This window comes from Paenibacillus lactis, assembly GCF_017873605.1.
Classification (GTDB): domain Bacteria; phylum Bacillota; class Bacilli; order Paenibacillales; family Paenibacillaceae; genus Paenibacillus_AQ; species Paenibacillus_AQ lactis.
In genome coordinates this window covers 362,828-382,847 of sequence record NZ_JAGGKI010000005.1, presented here as the reverse complement: position 1 = coordinate 382,847, position 20,020 = coordinate 362,828, and the positions used below count along the sequence as shown (strand labels likewise).

Annotated in this window: 16 protein-coding genes; 10 read left to right on the top strand and 6 right to left on the bottom strand. The window is 51.3% G+C overall.

Annotated features, from left to right (window positions below; all coding sequences use genetic code 11):
- Window positions 1–16: 16 nt before the first annotated feature.
- Window positions 17–823 carry an N-acetylmuramoyl-L-alanine amidase gene (locus J2Z18_RS12820; protein ID WP_210094796.1) on the bottom strand — a complete coding sequence of 269 codons (807 nt, stop codon included), beginning with the start codon at window positions 821–823 and terminating at the stop codon, window positions 17–19.
- Window positions 824–984: 161 nt separating this feature from the next.
- Here J2Z18_RS12820 and J2Z18_RS12815 point away from each other — a divergent pair, with 161 nt between their 5' ends.
- Complete coding sequence (locus J2Z18_RS12815; RefSeq protein WP_210094795.1) at window positions 985–1,176, top strand: YqzE family protein; 192 nt, start codon at window positions 985–987, stop codon at window positions 1,174–1,176.
- A 149-nt stretch (window positions 1,177–1,325) separates the two neighbouring features.
- On the opposite strand, the gene J2Z18_RS12810 is transcribed toward J2Z18_RS12815, so the two are convergent.
- The 4 genes from J2Z18_RS12810 to J2Z18_RS12795 all read right to left on the bottom strand — a co-directional run bounded on the left by J2Z18_RS12810 (window position 1,326) and on the right by J2Z18_RS12795 (window position 5,633).
- A complete protein-coding gene (locus tag J2Z18_RS12810) occupies window positions 1,326–1,667 on the bottom strand; it encodes a hypothetical protein (RefSeq protein ID WP_210094794.1) in 342 nt (113 codons plus the stop codon).
- Window positions 1,668–1,671: 4 nt separating this feature from the next.
- Window positions 1,672–2,769, bottom strand: a complete 1,098-nt coding sequence (locus J2Z18_RS12805) for a hypothetical protein (RefSeq protein ID WP_244869164.1) — start codon at window positions 2,767–2,769, stop codon at window positions 1,672–1,674.
- A gap of 142 nt (window positions 2,770–2,911) precedes the next feature.
- A complete protein-coding gene (locus J2Z18_RS12800; protein ID WP_210094793.1) occupies window positions 2,912–3,874 on the bottom strand; it encodes a YqhG family protein in 963 nt (320 codons plus the stop codon).
- 1 nt (window position 3,875) lies between these two features.
- A complete protein-coding gene (locus J2Z18_RS12795; protein ID WP_007127762.1) occupies window positions 3,876–5,633 on the bottom strand; it encodes a DEAD/DEAH box helicase in 1,758 nt (585 codons plus the stop codon).
- Window positions 5,634–6,243: 610 nt separating this feature from the next.
- Between J2Z18_RS12795 and J2Z18_RS12790 the strand changes: the two genes are divergently transcribed.
- Both J2Z18_RS12790 and tnpA read left to right on the top strand, forming a co-directional pair.
- Entirely contained in the window at window positions 6,244–8,889 is a 2,646-nt protein-coding gene (locus J2Z18_RS12790; RefSeq protein ID WP_373872043.1) for an adenosylcobalamin-dependent ribonucleoside-diphosphate reductase, read from the top strand.
- 234 nt (window positions 8,890–9,123) lie between these two features.
- Window positions 9,124–9,597, top strand: coding sequence for an IS200/IS605 family transposase (tnpA, locus tag J2Z18_RS12785; RefSeq protein WP_007128375.1), 474 nt, complete (start codon window positions 9,124–9,126; stop codon window positions 9,595–9,597).
- Between the two features lie 302 nt (window positions 9,598–9,899).
- On the opposite strand, the gene J2Z18_RS31125 is transcribed toward tnpA, so the two are convergent.
- The gene (locus J2Z18_RS31125) at window positions 9,900–10,121 is read right to left on the bottom strand and encodes a DUF8580 domain-containing lipoprotein (protein WP_487717860.1); all 222 of its coding nucleotides are present in this window, start codon (window positions 10,119–10,121) and stop codon (window positions 9,900–9,902) included.
- 359 nt (window positions 10,122–10,480) lie between these two features.
- On the opposite strand from J2Z18_RS31125, the gene J2Z18_RS12780 reads away from it, so the two are divergent.
- From J2Z18_RS12780 to J2Z18_RS12750, 7 genes are all read left to right on the top strand, one after another.
- Window positions 10,481–11,623, top strand: coding sequence for a LacI family DNA-binding transcriptional regulator (locus J2Z18_RS12780; RefSeq protein ID WP_210094814.1), 1,143 nt, complete (start codon window positions 10,481–10,483; stop codon window positions 11,621–11,623).
- Between the two features lie 634 nt (window positions 11,624–12,257).
- A complete protein-coding gene (locus J2Z18_RS30440) occupies window positions 12,258–13,208 on the top strand; it encodes an ABC transporter permease (RefSeq protein ID WP_034273928.1) in 951 nt (316 codons plus the stop codon).
- Window positions 13,209–13,240: 32 nt separating this feature from the next.
- Window positions 13,241–14,161, top strand: coding sequence for a carbohydrate ABC transporter permease (locus J2Z18_RS12770; protein ID WP_007127767.1), 921 nt, complete (start codon window positions 13,241–13,243; stop codon window positions 14,159–14,161).
- Between the two features lie 56 nt (window positions 14,162–14,217).
- Window positions 14,218–15,909 (top strand): extracellular solute-binding protein, encoded by a 1,692-nt coding sequence (locus J2Z18_RS12765; RefSeq protein ID WP_244869163.1) that lies wholly within the window; start codon window positions 14,218–14,220, stop codon window positions 15,907–15,909.
- Between the two features lie 136 nt (window positions 15,910–16,045).
- A complete protein-coding gene (locus J2Z18_RS12760) occupies window positions 16,046–17,029 on the top strand; it encodes a Gfo/Idh/MocA family protein (RefSeq protein WP_007127769.1) in 984 nt (327 codons plus the stop codon).
- An 18-nt stretch (window positions 17,030–17,047) separates the two neighbouring features.
- Complete coding sequence (locus J2Z18_RS12755) at window positions 17,048–18,124, top strand: Gfo/Idh/MocA family protein (RefSeq protein WP_007127770.1); 1,077 nt, start codon at window positions 17,048–17,050, stop codon at window positions 18,122–18,124.
- 382 nt (window positions 18,125–18,506) lie between these two features.
- Entirely contained in the window at window positions 18,507–20,012 is a 1,506-nt protein-coding gene (locus tag J2Z18_RS12750; RefSeq protein ID WP_210094791.1) for an alpha/beta hydrolase family protein, read from the top strand.
- Window positions 20,013–20,020: the final 8 nt, after the last annotated feature.

The following is a 20,020-nucleotide window of genomic DNA, read 5'->3' as shown; positions in this document are numbered from 1 at the left end:
CAGGCCCCGGGCCGACTCACAGGGCTGTTAAATAATGGACAATGCCTGCCGCAATTGCTTCGGCCAGCTTCATCTGCCCGTTGCGGCTCGTCAGCAGCTGCCGGTCCTCGGAATTGCTGATGAAGCCGGTCTCCACAATGACGGCGGGAACGTCGGTCGTATTCAGCAAATAGTACGGCTTGCCGACCATGATCTGGTTGCGGTTTCGGTATACTTGATTCAACTGCTGTTGGATTGCATCGGCCAGAGCCTTGCTGCGCCCTTCCGATTGATGCAGCACGATGCCGCCGCGTTTCGAGCTGTTTCGGCCCCAGTTCACATGGATGCTTACTACAAGCTTGGTCGGGATCTCTTCGCTAAGCTGCTTGCGCTGCGAAAGGTCGCGCCGATGCCTGGAGGACGTCCTGTGCCACCGGTTGTCGTCGCTTAAAGCGTAATCGCCGTCGCGATTGAGCACGGCAGGATATCCCTGCTGCCGGAGCAGCATAAACAGCCTGCGCGATATTTCAAGATTGATATCCTTTTCCAAAATATCGCCATGGGAGGTTCCCCCGTCGATGCCGCCGTGCCCCGCATCGATCAGTACGACGTCCTGGGCAAAAGGATGTAGGTGGCGTGTGTGATGCTGGTTGTTTTCCCGGCCTGACGAGACAGGGGATTCTGGGATCTCTATATGCAGGCTGCGGGCGGCGGCCTGTGTGCGATTGTTGTGGCTTGCGGCCTGGCCCACGGCCTGAACATGCTCCGAATGGAAAGCTGCTGCCATATGATCCGGGCATGCCAATGCCAGGAGAAGCATCCATATTCCTGCTGCCTTAACCATGATGGACTCCTTCTTTCTCGTGGATTTCGACTTCTTTAGAATGTGCAATTTGCGGAAAATCATCCCGATTCCTAAAGCTGTGAGTCTAGAAACGATTGAAACGGAGCAAACTGATAACGGGATGCGGATAAACCCTAAGAAGATCCAAAGGAGATGATGAGATGGCCAGCGGAGATGAACTGATCAAATACATTACGGAGCGATTCGTAACCTATATAGATACACCGAAGGAGATCCGCCGCCAGTCCAAGGTGAAGGAATCGTGGACAACGAAATGGTTCGGCATGATTCCGTTCTCCGTATCGCTGTGGAAAGAGGACATGTCATCCAAGCGTAAGCGAAAAACCAAATAGGGTGACGTGACCAGGCCAAAGGATGGTTAATAGCACACGATGAGACGTCGGCACCCTCATGACAAAGAAACAAACACCGGAATGGATGCTTTTTCCGGTGTTTGTTTTTGTCTGATTTACCTAAATCCGCAAGCATGTTTGAAAACATCTTATTTAAAATAATAAATTAGCTCTCCATCTTTATCGTAATACTTATATGAATAATGACTTTTTCCAGTCTTAGGGGGAGACATCCAGGTGACACTGGCCTTATAAGGCGTAAACTCTTGTTCTATTTCCTGTCCATTTACGCTTACCTGCATTTTCGCTATTTTATTTTCTTCATTAGTGACAATCAAAAACAAGAGAGGTTCTGGGGCGAAGACGCTAAATGCTTCATTAACGTTTACTTCTATATGCTGCCACCTATAATTTCCGTCTTTGTTTTTTTGAAATTGAATGTAGCCTGGATTATTGTTCGATAAGAAACCGGCATATCTTCGGTCATTCATGTCTTTAATTTGATTTTCCCGGATAAACATAGAACTTGCCTTGACCCACTAATCGGGGTGCCGGCAGAAACCGGGTAGTGTCCGTATTCCGGAGCGGAATCGCTACATAGATGGCTGCAGCATCAGCAGCGCTGCCGGAGACGGATGACCAGCGCTGCCATCCGGTCAAGCTGAACGGGGCACCGAAAGCGGCATTGCCATCGCCCTTCGATTTAAACACCAGTGAAGGGTGCTTTTGCAGCAGCCTTCTGAGCTCGCTGCTGCTTCGGGCCGTGAGGCTGGATGAGGTCAGCCATTGAAGATTATCATACGGGTCGGGACGATGCTCCGTGATGGACGGAGCGTCCGCCGACCATCCATGTGCAGATCCGGCTGCAACAACTCCTTTGCTGATGCCGGAGCGGTCCAATGTGCCGGAGGCCAGCGAGACGTTCGGGAGCAGCTCGCTATTGAAGCCGCTGATATAAAGCGTATCTTGGTTTGGAAGGGTGACCTCCCATACAGGAGCTCCCGTATATCGTTTACGAATCAAGCTGCCTTGCGGGAGAGATCCCTCGGGATCGGTAAGCCCCTCGGCGGCTAGACGCTGCTCCAGCGGTCCCAAGCTGAAGGGGAGGGTACCGCCGATTCCATATTCACTGAGCACATACCCTCCATCCTCGGAGGCGCTGATAATGAGGTAACCTTGAGGCAAACCTTCATCGGTTACCGTGACCAGCCAGCCGTGCGTCCCGGGTCCGAGCGGGGTGTATTCCAGCTCGGCCTCGCTCCAGGCTGTAAACGGCACATGGGCCGAGAGCTGCTCCACGGTGTCCTCCGTGAAATGGAGCAAGCTCTGCGGAACCGCGGCGGAGACTGCGGACTTCCGAATGGAGCTGTCATCCGCGAGGGAGAGGGATGGATCGGCGGAAGCGGGAGTGATTATCGCCGCTTCACTGCCGGCCGCAGCGACCGCAAGCGGATGGATGAGGGCCGCCGTACATATGGCCGCCAGCAGCAGGGCAGACCTTGCGCGGGATCGATTGGACCGGCTGTCGTTTTCGTTATTGAAAGAGCCTCCATGGAGGACGTTATTTTTATGCCAATGCAACAAATGGATCAACCGCCTTTCCTTCCCGCCATCCTAAGCGATGGGGGATATGGTGGTTCTATCATATCGGACAAGCTGTGCAAACGCTGTTGCAAGGTGTCGCGCCAGGACAGAAGGGAACGGTTCTTTTTTTGCCTTGTTTTGTAGAGGAGCGTCAAGAGGACGCGCTCACGGGCGAACACAGGTGAAAGAGGCCGCAGGTTATGGCGGAGAAGCTGATTTTCGGCTCATACTGCCACTGCATTTCCGACCTCCGGTTCCGGTATTGTTCCTCGATTTGAGCTTTCTTTTCCTCATCCTGCTCTTTCAGCAGGTCCTCGTAATAACTGTCGATCACCGCAAGTTCCTCCGCCAGTCGTTCGCGTGCCTTGGATGCCCATGTATAATCCAGCTTGCTTAAGCTGACGATCAGATGCTCCTCAAGGAGCCCCGCCGCCTCGCGCAGCGAAACGGCCGCAGGACGGACGTGCACGCTTTCGGGCAGGCGGGGCGTCAGCTCGCGGCCATTAAGCACAGCCGGGAAATCTGTCACGATCTTCCGGGTGGACAGCGAGATGCCAACATAATGGAGCTCCTCGCGCTTCAGATCACAGCTGAACTCTACCTTGAAGCAGACGCCGAGCCACTGCTCGTACGGCGTTGACCTTGCCCGTGGGCGCGGCTCCGTGACGGGCTGCTGGAACAGATACACGCATTTGCCTTCCTCTCGGGCCGCGTTCCAGATTTGAGCCAGCCTGCTGCTTCCGTAGCTGACGTTCTCGCGCTGGATGCGGCCGGGACCGAGCACGGGGAGCACGGGAGCGTTGCCGTAAAAGCGGGCCAGCAGCGGGTCCTGCTGCGGCGCGGACAGCTGCGCCTTGCTCTCGGCGAGCTTGGCCTTGGCCATCCGCTCGTCGTAGGCTTCCGGATCGAACACGAACTGGAAGGAGAGAGTCTCGGCCGGCGCCCCGGTACGTTCCACAAAGCTCCAGTAGTAAGGGCGGTTGGTGAGCATTTTGTCGGCTTGGGGCGACAGCTTCACGGTAACATGCTCCGGTGATTTTTCAATGACGGTGCATTCGGTGGCTTCCAAATAGGCCATGAAGTGCTTCTGCACCTCCTGCGGCGTCATGGTCATATCAGGCTTCTTCCTCTCTTAAGGTTTCTCCGCTCGCTTCCTGCTCGATATCCTGCTTGATATGGTGCAGCGAGTCGCCGAGCGTATTGATGCGCCTCCGGATCTCTTCGTCGTTGCCGGACTCCAGCATGATTTTGTACAGGCTCTTCTCGAAGGATTCGTTCTTCTCGTAGCGTTCCAGAATGACATCCAGTCCTCCGATAACCATCTCGAACATATTGATCTTCTCATGCAGCAGATTCAAAATATGCTCCTCGATCGTACCTGCAGTGGACAGGTTGAAGATTTGCACATCGTTGGTCTGGCCGAGACGGTGCACGCGTCCGATCCGCTGCTCCACTCGCATCGGATTCCAGGGCAGGTCGAAATTGATCATATGGTGGCAAAACTGCAGGTTAATTCCTTCGCCCCCGGCTTCAGTTGCGATCATAACCTGAGCTCTCCCCCTGAACAGGTCCATCATCCAGTCCTTTTTCCCCCGGTTCATGCCGCCCCGGTACGGCACCGATATGAGTCCGTGATCCCGGAAATAGTTAAGCAGATATTCCTGGGTGGCCCGGTACTCGGTGAACACGATCACCTTCTCGTTCATCTGGCGGATGAGCTCGATCGTTTTCTCGGCCTTGGTATTGGCTTTAATCGCTTTGATCAGATACACCAATTCCCAGATTTTATCGCGGAGCGGGGAGTCCTCCGGCAGCTTCTTGGACAGATTGACGAGCGTAACAAAGACCGCATCCCGGCTGCTGCACACCTCGCGCTGGAGGGTGACGAGGGACAGCATGCTGCTTAAATTTCCCCCTGCTGCCTGATACTGATCTTTGACGAAGGACGTGACCCCGTCGTATAATGACTGTTCTTCGGGCGATAAAGTCAGCCCGACATTGCGGACGGAACGCTTCGTAAACTTCACTTCGCCTTCGCCCCGCCGGTTTCGGATCATGACCTTGGACAGCTCGTCCTTGAGCTGCTCCTGGTTCTTCGGCTTTCGTTTATCCACAACGAAATTGGCCGCAAACTGCCCCTGGCCGCCAAGCTGGCCTGGCTTCAGGAGCGTGATCAGGTTGAACAGCTCGCTGAGGTCATTTTGTACAGGCGTAGCGGTGAGGAGCAGGCAGTATTTTTTGCGCAGCTTCTGAATGAATTGGTAGTTGGATGTTTTCTTGTTTTTGAGCTTGTGGGCCTCATCGATGATGAGCATATCGTATTCCTGATTCAGGAGATATTCGCTATGCGGATCCCGTTTGGCGGTGTCCATGGAGGCGACGACGATGTCATTCGCCCAGGAATAGGCTTTTTTCTGCGCAATGGCCGGAATGCCGAACTTGGAGTTCAGCTCCCGGACCCACTGGAGCACCAAGGAAGCAGGTACGAGAATCAGCACTCTGGATACGAGCCCGCGGAGAATATATTCTTTTAAAATAAGACCGGCTTCAATCGTCTTCCCGAGTCCAACCTCATCGGCCAGAATCGCCCGGCCCGACATCTCGAACAGCACCCGCTTGGCGGTGTCGGTCTGATGCGGAAGCGGGGACAAATCACCCAGGTGCTTGAGGCACTGAAGCTCTTCGAAGCTCGTCACCAGGCGGGATTGCTCGCCCTCAACGGCTAGCTGAGACAGCCTGAAGTCCCCCCACGGACCGCCTTTCTCAAGGCGCCCTTCGAGATCGTCCAGCCAGGAACGGTCCATCTGAAGCGGTACGGGCAGGCGCGGATCCGTCGTCATGTCTGGACCGGCAGTGGATGGCTGATGATTCATGGTGATCCCCTCCTGTTATGAAAGTTTCCGGACAGCGGTGTATGAGTAGTATGGACGAAAAAAGAAGTCTTCATAACTTGCACCTCCCTTTATGGGGTGCGAAAGGGCGGAGAGAGCGCACGGCTGCTGGAATTGGCAATTTTCAACGTGTTTTTCATAGGAGACAAGTGAAAAAGAGAGCGGGACGAAGAAAGCGGAAGCAGGAGCGGACAAGCATGGGGTTTCGCCCTTAATTTTCACATTATCGGCATAGTTTTACTATATATAGTGTAGTATAATGAATTCATTGCACTATATATGGTGTGTTTCGGCGTTTTGTATGTTTGATCCGCTACATATGAGGTTATGTTGATGGTGAGCCCGCTAGCAGTATTCGTGAAAAAGCGGCAGCTGCACGGGGATCCTTACTACTGCGGCATAACTGCGGAAATTTTGGCAGTCTTATCGGAATTTGCCCGGATCGGTACATGATCACGGCATCTGATATCGACGCAGGATAACCGCTCAGGGCGGTTCGTTTTTAAACGCGGTCTGTCTTCTTAGAGAACGTCGATCAACGTTTTATTTATAATCGTTATATTTTAATTAGGAGGAGTTGCTCTTGAGTACGATGCAAAGTCAGAGGCTGGAAGGTTTGAGCGAGAAGATCTTTTTGGACCGGTATGCGTGGAAGGATGCGGACACCAATAATGCGAAGGTCGGCGATGTGGTGCTCGTTCTGACGAAGGACGACCCGAAGTTCCCGACGAAGGAAGTCGGCGAAATCGTGGCTCGTGAAGGACGGAAGGTAACGGTTCGTACGCGCAAAGGCGAGCTGGTGGAGTCGGAGGTGGAGAAGCTGACGCTGACCATCGAGAAGACGCCGGAGGAAATGTGGGATCGGCTTGCGGCCGCGATGTCATCGGTTGAGGCAACACCGGAGCTGCAGGAGGAATGGCGGGAGAAGTTCCGTTACATTCTGGATGACTGGAAGCTCGTTCCGGGCGGCCGGATTGCAGCAGGCGCGGGAGCCAGCGATGAGCTGACGCTCTTCAACTGCTATGTCATCCCTTCTCCAAAGGACAGCCGTGGGGGCATTATGGAGACGTTGACCGAGATGACCGAAATTATGGCCCGCGGAGGCGGCGTAGGTATTAACCTGTCATCGCTGCGTCCTCGCCGCGCGATCGTTAAGGGCGTGAACGGTTCCTCCAGTGGCGCCGTATCCTGGGGCGGCCTGTTCAGCTACACGACAGGACTTATCGAGCAGGGCGGAAGCCGCCGCGGCGCGCTGATGCTCATGATCAACGACTGGCACCCGGATGTGCTGGATTTCATTACGGTGAAGCAGACGATGGGCCAGGTGACCAACGCGAACCTGTCGGTATGCGTCAGCAACGGCTTCATGATGGCCGTGAAGGAGGATCTGGAGTGGGAGCTGGTATTCCCGGACACGACCGATCCGGATTACGACGAGGTGTGGGACGGCGATCTGGACAAATGGAAAAAGGCCGGACGAAAGGTCATTCCATACCGTACGGTAAGAGCGCGCGAAGTGTGGCATACGATTATCGAATCGGCCTGGAAATCGGCCGAGCCGGGCGTTGTCTTCATGGAATACTACAACCAAATGTCGAACAGCTGGTACTTCAACCCGATCATCTGCACGAATCCTTGCGGCGAGCAGGGGCTTCCGGGCTGGGGCGTGTGCAACCTGTCTGCGATGAACCTGTCGAAGTTCTACGACGAGGAGAAGCACGACGTTGCTTGGGACGAATTGGCGGTAACGACGCGTTACTCCGTTCGCTTCCTGGATAACGTCATCGACCGGACGCCTTACCATTTTGAGGAGAACGAGGCGAATCAGAAAAAAGAACGCCGCGTCGGCCTTGGAACGATGGGTCTCGCCGAGCTGATGATCAAGCTGAAAATTCGCTACGGCAGCCCGGAATCGTTGGAATTCCTCGATAAGCTGTACGGTTTCATCGCCCGCGAAGCGTATCTGGCATCCGCCGACATCGCGGCGGAGAAAGGCTCGTTCGAAGCGTTCGATGCTGAGCTGTACCTGCAGAGCGGATTCATGAAAAATATGGCGGAGGTTTATCCGGAAGTGGCTGAGGCTGTACGTGCCAAAGGCGCACGGAACGTTACGGTCATTACGCAAGCCCCTACAGGCAGTACCGGCACTATGGTCGGCACCTCGACGGGGATCGAGCCGTACTTCGCCTTCAAATATTTCCGTCAAAGCCGTCTCGGCTTCGACGAGCAGTTCGTGCCGATCGCTCAGGAGTGGCTGGACAGCCATCCGGGTGAGGAGCTTCCGGATTACTTCGTGACGGCGATGGATCTGTCCGCCGAGGATCATATCCGGGCGCAGGCTGCCATCCAGCGCTGGGTGGACAGCTCGATTTCGAAGACGGCCAACTGCCCTGCCGACTTCACGGTTGAGGATACGAAGCGCCTCTATGAGCTGGCCTTTGACCTTGGCTGCAAAGGGGTAACGATCTACCGCGACGGCAGCCGCGACATCCAAGTGCTGCAGACCGAGAAGAAAGAAGACAAGGCAGCGGAAGCTGTAACGGCGTCTTCCCAGGAAACGGCGCTAGAGCAAAGCGCGGCAGGTCAAGCAACAGAGGATGCCGCCGGCGTACAGCCATCAGCAGCTGCCCCTGCGGCACCGGTTGGAAGCAAGAGCGGACTCGATAAGCAGTACAAGAAGCGTCCACAGGTGCTGCGCGGCGCAACATATAAAATGAACACGCCATTTGGCATGGCGTACATTACGATCAACGACCTGGACGGCATCCCGAGCGAAATCTTCCTGAACGTCGGCAAAGCCGGTTCGGACGTGTTCGCGATGGCCGAGGCGCTTGGACGCGTCTGCTCCCTGTTCCTACGGTATGGTGACCATGGCAACAAGGTGGAGCTGCTGATCAAGCATCTGAAGGGCATCGGCGGCACCGGGGCGATCGGCTTCGGCGCGAACCGCGTGGAGTCCATCGCGGACGCCGTAGCGAAGGCGCTCGAGACGCATGTGGCAAGCGGAGCACCGGATCATGACCATGATCCTGCGCCGGTTGCGGCCACCATGGCTCCGGCCGAGCCTGCGGTTGCCAGCCACGGCGCACCAGCAGCCGACCATGGCCACGGCGGCCACGGCGCTCACGCCGGCGGCTCGATGTCGCTGGACCTGTGCCCGTCCTGCGGCGGCGCGTCCCTGATCAACATCGAGGGATGTAAGACTTGCGGGAACTGCGGGTATAGCAAGTGCTCGTAAGGGTGTAAGGAAGCTGTAAAATTAATATTCATACACATACAGAGAAAAAGACCAGACAACAGCTGCTGTTGCTCTGGTCTTTTTTTTGATTATGGCTTTAGCCAGTTGAGCTCGCGAAGCGTGCGAAACAAAAAACCACCCGCTATGCGGGTGGAGGGATCGAGGGTTTGACCAACAAGACCATTCCGATAAAATTGAGATGTTCAGGCTCAATAATGAAAGGAATGGTCTTAGATGGCAAACAAGAGCTATAGTTTAGCTCACACGAAGTGGATGTGCAAGTACCACATTGTGTTCACCCCGAAGTATAGACGGAAAGAGATTTATAATCAAGTGAGGAAAGACTTAATCGAAATTTTCAAACGATTATGCAAATACAAGGGAGTGGAGATAATCGAAGGCCACATGATGCCCGATCATGTACATATGTTGGTAGCAATTCCCCCAAAAATCTCAGTATCATCATTTATGGGATACCTGAAGGGGAAAAGCTCACTCATGATATTCGAGAAGCATGCTAGCTTGAAGTATAAATATGGTAATCGAAAATTTTGGGCGGAGGGATACTACGTCAGCACAGTGGGCTTGAATGAAGCCACCGTGGCCAAATATATCCGTGAGCAAGAAGCACACGACCAGGCAATTGATAAACTGAGTGTGAAAGAGTATGAAGACCCATTCAGCAAAAACAGTAGCAAGAAGAAGTAAACCAGTTTAACTGGTAAGTGAAAGTGACAAATTACACTGAGCCTGAACAATTTTATTGTCAGGCTAGCGTCTTTAGGCGCAGTTTGGCAACAAGGGGTTATACCCCAAGAGCAAACCACCCGTTTGACGGGTGGTTCTGATTAAAACCCTGGAGTGAAGAGTCGATTATAGGATGCAACTAAGAAGGTGCATTAACAGTAAAAGTTGATCCATGGGATATTTTAATGCGCAAGTCTTTATTTTGAATCGCTTTGCACCGTAGATAACGAAACGAGGACCGGACCGGCGAAATCCCAGCTTCCTCACCCTTGGGATTGTGGAGGCGGAACAGGAAAGCGTCTCCTGTGTCTGACCGCCACACTATAATCGCTGATTCCTCCACCGCTCGAGGCTTGGAGATAGAGCTCAGCGGAACCCAAAGGATGCTCGACAAGCTCTCCGCTAAAATCGGATACTTCGCCGAAACGTTCCAGCTCCTTTGTGCCCGAAGCTTCAAGCTGCTTCAGATCATACTGGGCAGGCAGCGGTTCTCGAACACGTATAAGGAAAAGCGCCTTTACACTTTCATGAAAATCATACCCTAATGATTCAGTACAATCACGCCTTTCTGTCTAAGCTCGTACTTATTGCCTTGCATAATTAGACGACGTAAGATATAAAAAGGTTTACATTTTCTTGAAATTTTTTAGCCGAAATCAGGATTCGCCTGAGTTTCGAGAAGCGGGAGAATTGAGGAAATGTTACAGATTATGCCATAATGATATTACCAATAGCAGCTTATCAAGCTGATGGTGACTTGGAATAAAACGCTTGCGCCATTCGTAATGTATATATTAAACATATTCAATGAAATGTGGTGATTCGATTGAGCTCTACGGAAAGAATGCCTTTGTATCAGAGGGTTCAAGAGTATATACGCGACTTGATATCGTCGAATGTATTGAAGGTTGGAGACCGTATTCCTACGGAAAAAGACCTCATGGAGCGTTTCGGAGTCAGCAAGATTACGGTCGTTAATGCCCTGGCCGGCCTGGTTAACGAAAAAATCATAACCAGGGTGCCCGGGAAGGGGACTTTTGTAAGTGAGCCTGAACCTGAAATGTCGGCGACTTCTCCAATAAACTCCGTGAAGCCTGTCGATAAAGCTAGCGGAGAAATGGGGACGCGGCTAATAGGCCTGATTCTGCCCAGCATCTATGATTATTTTACGATTCGGCTTATACAAGGCATTCAGCAAGCACTCAACGAGAACGATTACCGCTGCGTGATCTATTTGTCGGAGGGCGATATTGATAAGGAAAAAGAAGCGATCAAGACATGCAGTAGCATCGGAGTGGAAGGCTTATTGATCTTCCCGGTTGATGAGGAATTATTCAACGAGGAAATCCTAAGCATGAAATTTGCGGGGTTTCCGTTTGTTCTCATTGACCGTTATCTTCCCGGGGTGGAAACGCACTATATAGCATCAGACGGCAGGCTCGGCGCTAACATGGCGGTCAATTACCTGTGGGAGCTGGGGCACCGTGAAATCGCCATCTGCTCCGATTCGCCCATACAAACCGTTACCGTCCAAGAGCGGATCGATGGATATATGAATGCCTTCAAGGAAAAGGGAGCACTCATTAACCCAGCCCACATCGTAACCGGCTTTGAACTTGGAAGTCTGGAGCAAGCAGAAACCCATCCGCTGTACCGCTATATCAAAAACCGGATGGCAACGGCCTATATTACGCTAAATGGAAGTCTTGCCGTAAAAATCTACCAGATTGCGCGTCAGGTTGGATTGAAGGTGCCGGAGGACATTTCCATCATCAGCTTTGACGATCCGACTTCCATCATCGAAGGCTACAGCACGTTTACGCATGTTAAACAGTTTGAACGGGACATGGGCTACCGTGCGGCCTATACCCTGCTTGAGGTCATTAACGGCGATGACGGACATCAAGGAAAATATTTCAAAACCCTCGTGGAGCCGGAATTGGTGATTGGCGAGACGACGGGAACAAACGTCTTCTCCGCTTTGTGATATCAACCCCCGTCTCCTCTATATAAAAGGAACCTAATTACGAGTCCGACGCGCTTTCGATCGAATCTGACCATGGAAGCGACGGCTCCCCGGACTCTTCTACTAGGTCATCTGCAACTCCATCCCATGAAATCCTCCCATAAGAAGTCCTAGCTCCATAAAGAAATTCAGCAGAAGCCCTCCCAACCATGTCCAGTCTGTTTGACTTCGTACCACATTTTTGATCACACAATTTCATGTGGATATATTGAATATAATGTGCCTTCGCTTAAGGAATGCCTGAAAGGTGGAGAAGGAGACCCCCCCCCATTTCTCAATAACCTAAAGAACAGGAGGTCACTCTAGGCCACCAGCAGCTTCTTTTTGATGTAACCCCCGATTATTAATCAACGAAACCACCCGTACTTTTATCGGCCAAAAAATACTTTTACCGGAATGAAGAAATTATGGAATGATTTCAACAGTATATTGAATATATTTAAACTAACGTTTAATGAAACCGCTTGCAGTAAGGAGGGGGCAGTCGATATATATAATCGAAAATCGAAGCCAATGACATTGGCTCTATTCCCAATCGATCGGGAATGGATTCGTAACCATCCGATCCGACGAAGGTAGAGGAGGTGTTCGGAGAGTGGTACCCAAAGGTGCTGTTATCCCTGGATTTGAGCAATTAAAAAAGAATAAGAAGCTCTCTAAAATCTGGCAATTCAGGCACATCTATTTGTTTTTGCTTCCTGCGATTATCTGGTTTCTGGTGTTTGCCTATTATCCGATGTACGGCATCTTAATCGCATTCAAAGACTTCAAATTCAATCTGGGGATCTTGGGGAGTCCGTGGGCAGGCTTTAAATATTTCGAACAGTTTTTGAACGATTCCAGCTTTTACGATGTGCTCCGAAATACGTTATCCATTAGCGCCCTGAAACTTATTTTCGGATTTCCGGCACCATTGATCCTGGCCTTAATGCTCAATGCCGTCATGCACAAAAGAATCAAAAGAGTGTTTCAGACGATTTCCTATCTGCCGCACTTCGTGTCGTGGGTCGTTGTCGTGACCTTGCTTCAAAAAATCCTGTCTCCGAACGTAGGGCTTATCAATGACATTCGATTCCAAATGGGTTTGGATCCGATCTTTTTTATGGGAAAGCCGGAATTATTCTATCCCTTGGTTATCATCTCCGACATCTGGAAGGGTGTAGGCTGGGGTTCGATCATTTATTTAGCCGCGTTAACGAATATCGATCCGCATTTGTATGAGGCAGCCGAAATCGACGGGGCAGGAAGGTGGAGCAAGCTATTTAAGATCACGCTGCCATGCCTTACTCCAACGATCGGCATACTGCTGATCTTCTCCCTCAGCGGAATCCTGAACGCCGGCTTTGACCAAATCTGGCTGATGCAGTCCCCGGCAACGCTAAGCGTCTCGGAGATCTTGGACACCTATGTCTTAAAAACCGGCCTCCAGCAGGGGCAACTCGCCTATTCCACGGCGATAGGATTATTCAAGTCCGCGATTTCGCTGCTGCTCATTGTGGCTGTCAACAATATATCCAGACGTGTGAGTAACGTATCGCTATGGTAATAGGCTGGTACTCAAGATAAGGAGGTGTGTGTATGGGTGCGAGGAGGCTGACGCCGGCAGATAAAATGTACATGACGCTCAACTATACGGTGCTGTTTTTATTCTGCGCTACGGCGCTATATCCATTTATCTATTTCCTGGCCCTATCTTTCAATGACGGCTACGATGCGATGAAGGGCGGAATCTATTTTTTTCCTAGAGTGTTTACATTAGAGAACTATGCGAAAGCGTTCAGCAACTCATTGATCTTGAATTCGTTCTTCATTTCCATTACCCGAACCGTTGTCGTAACGGTAGTCTCCGTATTTCTGACGGCCTTATTAGCCTACGCGCTTTCGCGGAAAGGGCTGCCCGGAAGAAAATATATCGTATTCTTCTTTTTCTTCACCACGTTGTTCAGCGGAGGTCTTATCCCGACGTTTATCCTGTTCCGGCAAATCCACATCCTGGATACGTTTTGGGTATTGGTGCTGCCATCGTTATACAATTTCTTCAATGCGATTATTATGAAAACCTTCTTTGACGGGATCCCGGAGGGGCTCTCGGAATCGGCCCGAATCGACGGAGCAAGCGAGTTGTCCGTATTTGCAAGAATCATCCTGCCTCTCTCGATGCCGGTGCTTGCTACCATTGCCTTGTTTGTCGGGGTGGGCGTGTGGAATGACTGGTTTACCGGTCAGTTCTTCATACAGAATGAGAACCTGCAGCCTGCCGCCACGTTCCTGAACAAGATGATCAGCGAAGCGTCCTTCCAGTCGATGACGTCGTCGTCGGGAAATAGCGGATCTGCGATTCAGAACATGACCGAAACCCAGATGGAGCTGCGAGGCGTAACGCCGGAAGCCTTGAGGATGACGTTCGTCATCATTATTACGACCCCGATCATTTGTGTGTATCCATTTCTTCAGAAATATTTTGTCAAAGGCGTGTTGGTCGGTTCTCTTAAGGAGTAGCTGGTATAAAAGGCTAAGCCTCTTATATAAAACTTCCAATGGAAGGGGATTGTAGGATGAGAAAGAACAAGCGCAGGAGTGTTCTTGGCATGGCACTAATCGCTTTGCTGCTTTTCATGACAATGACGGCATGCACAGGATCGGGCGGTAAAGAGGAAGCAGGCACGAATGAACCGGGTCCAAAAGAGTCAGGGACTGAAGAAATAAAGCCGGTCACCTTGACTTTCCTCAGTGCCTGGAATGGCGGCGGAGCCGGTTTCCCGCAGGACCAGGAGAATAATCCCGTTGCCGGGCAGATCAGGGAGAAAACCGGGGTCACATTAAAACTTGAATCCATTACAACGAGCGAAGTCGAGAAACTGAACACCATCTTTGCTTCCGGTACGGTTCCGGATATCGTAAACGCACCTTTCTGGTCTACGACAGGAGGAGAAGGACAAGTCATCAAGAAGGCGGCCACGGAAGGACAGCTTCTGGATTTAACCCCTTATCTCGATAAATACCCGAATGTAAAAAGACTTGTGACGACCGGGATTGCGAAGGATTTTGCCGAGTTCGATCTCAACAGCCCCGAATTTGAGGGCAAGACATATCTCATTCCTACGGAGACCCCGGACGGAACCCCGGAGAGCATTCATAATTGGAACTACGGCCTGTTTGCCAGGGGAGATATCCTGAAAGCCTTAAATGTGAAAGCGGAGGATATTGATACGCAGGAAGAGCTATATGAGCTATTGGTCAAGATCCGGGATGGCGGTTTCAAGGATATTGGCGGAAAGCCGGTTATCCCGGCCGGAACCATGTGGAATGGATGGGATTACGGCCAATTCCTTGCCGGGTGGACGGATTACACGATTTCGGACTACCGTGAAGTCGACGGAAAACTGATCCACTGGACGCAATCCAAGGATCATGAAGCCAGACTGTTATACATGAGAAAATTAATAACGGAAGGTTTGTTCGATCTTGAAGCCTTTAACAATACGAGCACAACGGCGAATGAAAAGCTGACGACCGGCAAGCTTGCCGTATTCGGAGCCCAGCCGATGCTGGCGGATTTACAAAAAACGCTGTATAAGACGAATCCGGAAATGCAATATGAGCTGCTCGGACCGATGAAGAACAAGAGCGGAAACATTCGAACGCAAGTGGAAAAGCCGGGCCGTTCCGGGTTCCCTGTCCTGTTCTTAAGCGCGGACATTAAAGATCCTGATGCGGCATTGCGGTACATTGATTATGTCAACAGCGAAGAGGGCCGATTGCTTGCGTATTTCGGGATCGAAGGAACGCACTACACGATGGAAAACGGGATCCCTCAATGGATTCCGGATGTGAAAAAGCAATTCGATGACAACCCGGATCTGAAAAGAGACGCAGGGCTCAATTATCTTCCGGGAAGATTTATCGGGGCCTTCTCCTCGGAAGTCACTTGGCCTACGCCTGAGGATCAAAAAACCGAGTGGCAAAAGCTGGAGGAGAGCTTCTCAGCAAGAATGCCGATCAAAATCATAGATAAAGTAAGCGTGAGCTACCTTGCAAGAGAGTGGCCTAAATATCAGGAATATATCGATAAAACCAGCAGTTTGAATTTTGATGAGGAATTTAAGAAGGCCTTTTTTGCGGCGTCCGATGAAGAGGCTCTAAATATGCTTCATAGTGTTCAGGAAAAATTCAGAGCGGCCGGCGTGGAGGAAATGGCGGAGTTCGTGGCTCAAAAAGCTGCGGAACGGGATGATGTAGGGTTCTAATGAAGGAAGATTGCGGGATGGTGTGGATGGTGCCGCTCCATCCCCAATCACTTTCTTAACCTTGTTTATATCGCCGCCTCCCTTTGAGTGTGTAAAATTCGGTGAAAAAATATAAACGGTTACGGAGGGAAGAAGCATGTTGAACGTTGCGATGCTAAGTAAGTGGCATGTGCATGCAGAGGATTATGCAAGAAAGCTGCAATCTCACGGTAACGTGAAGCTCGCGGCCGTCTGGGACGAACAGCCTGAACGCGGAAGGGAATGGGCTGCCCGATTGGGAGCGGATTTTGAAGCGGATTTGGATAAGCTGCTACGGCGGGAAGACATCGACGGCGTTGTGGTGGATGCCCCTACAAGCATGCACGCCGACGTCATGGTCGCTGCCGCGGAGGCCGGCAAGCATATTTTTACCGAGAAAGCGATGGCTCTTACTGTTGAAGAATGCAATCGGATTTCTGCGGCGGTACGCAAAGCAGGCGTCAAGTTCTGCATTTCTTTTCCCGCCCGTACAAGGCCGCACCAATTGTTTGCGAAGCAGCTGATCGATGACCATGTATTAGGGGACGTGACGCTTTTGCGCATTCGAAACGGCCACGACGGTGCTCTGAATAATTGGCTCCCCGACTACTGGTATGATGAGAAGCAAACCGGGGGCGGAGCCATGATGGATTTGGGATGTCATCCGATGTACTTAGCCAGTTGGATGTTGGGTCAGCCCAAAAGAATCACATCCATGTTCCATTACTTCACCCATCGGGCAGTAGAGGATAACGCGCAGTGCTCCATTGAGTTCGTCAACAACGCGGTCGCATTGGTCGAAACGAGCCTTGTGACGTACAGAACCCCTTCGGCCCTTGAGATTTACGGTACGGAGGGCACCTTGATGATCTCGGATGATTCCGTTCGAGTCATCTCGAAGAAGCTCGAGCTACCTTTTTCGGGATGGATCTCACCGACTCAGCTCCCTAAAGAGCAGCCGCTTCCGATCATCCAGTGGGCAGATGCGTTGCTTGATGACAAGCCGATGCCTTTCGGACTGGAGGACGGGACGAAATTGACGGAGCTGCTGGAAGGGGCCTACATCGCACATAAGGAAAACCGAACGGTGGAGTTCAAATAACGCGGGGGAGGGGATTCCATGAGAACCGTAAAAGTCGGGATTATCGGCTGCGGGATGATTGCGGGCGGGAAGCATATGCCATGTTTGTCCAAGTTGGATAACGTACAGATGGTGGCCTTCTGCGACTTGAAGCCGGAACGAGCCGAGGAAGCCGCCCAAAAATACGGCACGCCAGACGCAAAGGTGTTTACGGATTACAAGGATCTGCTGGCGATGGAAGAGATCGAGGTTGTTCATGTGCTAACACCGAACAGCTCACACGCGGCAATTTCCATTGATGCGCTCGAAAGCGGCAAACATGTCATGTGCGAAAAACCGATGGCCGTCACAGGCGCCGAGGCCAAAGCGATGTACGAAGCCCACTTGCGAACAGGCAAGAAGCTCACCGTCGGATACCAGAACCGTTCCAACGCCAAGAGCCAGCTGCTAAAGAAGATGATCGCCGACGGGGAGCTTGGGGATATCTATTTTGCCAAAGCGGTCGCTACCCGAAGACGAGGCGTGCCTACCTGGGGCGTGTTTCTGGATAAAGAGAAGCAGGGGGGCGGTCCGATGATCGATATTGGAACCCACTCCCTGGATCTGATCCTGTGGCTGATGGATAACTATGAGCCGGAGAGCGTCGTCGGTAGTACCTTCCATAAGCTGAAGTTTACCGAAAATGCCGCGAACGAATGGGGATCCTGGGATCCGAGCGAATTCGAGGTCGAAGATTCGGCGTTCGGGTATGTGAAATTTAAAAATGGTGCGACGGTCATCATTGAAACCAGTTGGGCCCTCAACATTGCGGAAAGCGGCGGCAACCTGCTGTGCGGAACGAAGGGCGGGGCGGATTTTGCCAAAAATGAACTGCGGATCAACGGCGAGCGGGACGGAAGCTTGTTCCTCAATAAAATCGAGGTGAATCCGAATGCAAGAGAGCTGTTCAGGGGAGAAGAATTAACGGATTTCGAATATGAAGCCAAACAATGGATTCACAGTATCGTGAACGATACCGAGCCCCTGGTTAAACCGAGGGAAGCGATGATTGTTTCGCAAATATTAGAAGCGGTATATATATCGGCGGAAACAGGAAAAACCGTTTATTTTGATTAGGGAAGGGTCGTGAAACGCTGACCTGTCATAGCGGGTCGCCAAGCGCCGATTATTTTTCGTTTTATTAAGAATGTATTCGATCAAATACCGATCTTTATACGTATCCTTGTCTTCGTGGATGCCTCTGCATTTCGTCGAACGCATTCAAGACTGTCGATAGACAAGGAAATCGTCCATTGGAACCCGCGCCTTGCGCGGGTTATTTTAATGACTAAAGAACGTCTTATCGGCGTTAATATCCATGGATGATCCGGGCCTTTCCCGCACATCATCGTGCATCCTTACAAGCGTGTAAGGGATATGTCACCTAAATCAATGGTACCAACCTGGCGGCTCCTCTAAAATACTCCCTGGATAGGATTATTATTAAGGGGGAGTTGGCGTGAGGTTTTTTGAAATACTGCTATTCTTTTCGAGTGCGTGTTTGTTGGCATTCCAGTTCGTAGTCAATCCACGTATCCGAAGATCAGCTTTGCTCCTGACAAGCGGAGCAGGCTCCATTTTTATAGTGATCCATTTGCTTGTCGAAGGATACAGGGTTCAGCTATTGTTTTTATACGGATTTACGCTCCTGATGCTTATTCTTTCACTGATCGACGCTTTCAAAGCACCGGCAGTCGTTCAGACTGCTTCGAGAATCCGCGGGATGCTGGGCCGCCTTTTTATTGGGATGGGGTTAATCGCGACAGCGTGCTTTCAGTATGTGTTTCCCGTATTCAGCTTTCCGGAGCCAACCGGCGAGTTTAAGGTAGGCACGCAAGCTTTTCATTTCATCGATTCAAGCCGGGAGGAGACATTCGGTACAACCGCGACAGGGAAGAGGGAATTGATGGTTCAGGTATGGTATCCGGCTCAAGCCGGCACCGGGCAGTACGCTCCTTTTATCCCTGATACCCGGATTCTAAGTTACATGGCGGCGAACTACGGCCTTCCCGGGTTTACTTTTCAACACTTGAAGTACGTATCCAGTCATGCTTATTCCGAGGCCGAAGTCTCTTCAGCACAGACTACATACCCGCTGATCCTTGCGAATCCCGGCTTTGGCTCCTCCAGGTTCCTCCATACGTCGCAAGCCGAAAATCTCGCGAGTCACGGATATATCGTCGCCGTGATCGACCATACCTTCAATACATTTGCAACAGAGTTTCCGGACGGTCGAATTACGACCAGCACAACCAACGACTTATTTTCGCCCGACCACGATTACCGAACCGAAAGCGGAAATCGCGACAAATTGGGAAAAGTTTTAACAGATGATGTGGCCTTTGTGCTGGACCAGTTCGAGCTTATCCAATCGGGGCAGATTCCAAGTCGTTTTAAAGGGAAAATGGATCTCAAGCATGTCGGGGTGTTTGGTCATTCCATCGGCGGAGCGACGGCCTATGACGCTGCTTTCGATCCGCGAATCACGGCTGGAATAGACTTGGACGGAGGCCTTTACCGACTGCGTGACAGAGAGGGGCTGAAAAAGCCGTTTTTATTCATCCACTCGGAAACCGAATATGAACGATTAAAAATGGTGAGGGATGACCGGGTTTACACGGATGCAGAGCTTGACCGTATGGGCTCAACAAGAGAGTGGATGGATCAAGTAACGGAAGATAAAAAGCTGGAGCTTAAACGGATGCGCGAAACGGTCGGCGAAGGGGGACAAGTCCTCTATATTGAAAATACGGAGCATTTGAATTTTACCGATGTCCAGTTCATTTCTCCTATTTTCAAATTGCTGGGCATTACGGGAAAAACTGCACCTGAAAGAGCGAGCACCGTTATTAATGCCTATATGCTGGATTTCTTTGACATGTATCTGAAAAATCAAGGCGGAAACTTAATGAAAGGACCGGATAGCCGCTTTCCCGAGATGAAGTTCGCAACCTCGCTATTATAAATGATGGA

Coding starts and splice junctions, on each gene's coding strand:
- J2Z18_RS12820 (WP_210094796.1), bottom strand. CDS start 823: ATGGTTAAGGCAGCAGGAATATGGATGCTTCTCCTGGCATTGGCATGC.
- J2Z18_RS12795 (WP_007127762.1), bottom strand. CDS start 5,633: ATGAATCATCAGCCATCCACTGCCGGTCCAGACATGACGACGGATCCG.
- J2Z18_RS12800 (WP_210094793.1), bottom strand. CDS start 3,874: ATGACCATGACGCCGCAGGAGGTGCAGAAGCACTTCATGGCCTATTTG.
- J2Z18_RS12810 (WP_210094794.1), bottom strand. CDS start 1,667: ATGAATGACCGAAGATATGCCGGTTTCTTATCGAACAATAATCCAGGC.
- J2Z18_RS12815 (WP_210094795.1), top strand. CDS start 985: ATGGCCAGCGGAGATGAACTGATCAAATACATTACGGAGCGATTCGTA.
- J2Z18_RS12765 (WP_244869163.1), top strand. CDS start 14,218: ATGAGAAAGAACAAGCGCAGGAGTGTTCTTGGCATGGCACTAATCGCT.
- J2Z18_RS12770 (WP_007127767.1), top strand. CDS start 13,241: ATGGGTGCGAGGAGGCTGACGCCGGCAGATAAAATGTACATGACGCTC.
- J2Z18_RS12780 (WP_210094814.1), top strand. CDS start 10,481: ATGCCTTTGTATCAGAGGGTTCAAGAGTATATACGCGACTTGATATCG.
- J2Z18_RS12760 (WP_007127769.1), top strand. CDS start 16,046: ATGTTGAACGTTGCGATGCTAAGTAAGTGGCATGTGCATGCAGAGGAT.
- tnpA (WP_007128375.1), top strand. CDS start 9,124: ATGGCAAACAAGAGCTATAGTTTAGCTCACACGAAGTGGATGTGCAAG.
- J2Z18_RS12790 (WP_373872043.1), top strand. CDS start 6,244: ATGCAAAGTCAGAGGCTGGAAGGTTTGAGCGAGAAGATCTTTTTGGAC.
- J2Z18_RS12755 (WP_007127770.1), top strand. CDS start 17,048: ATGAGAACCGTAAAAGTCGGGATTATCGGCTGCGGGATGATTGCGGGC.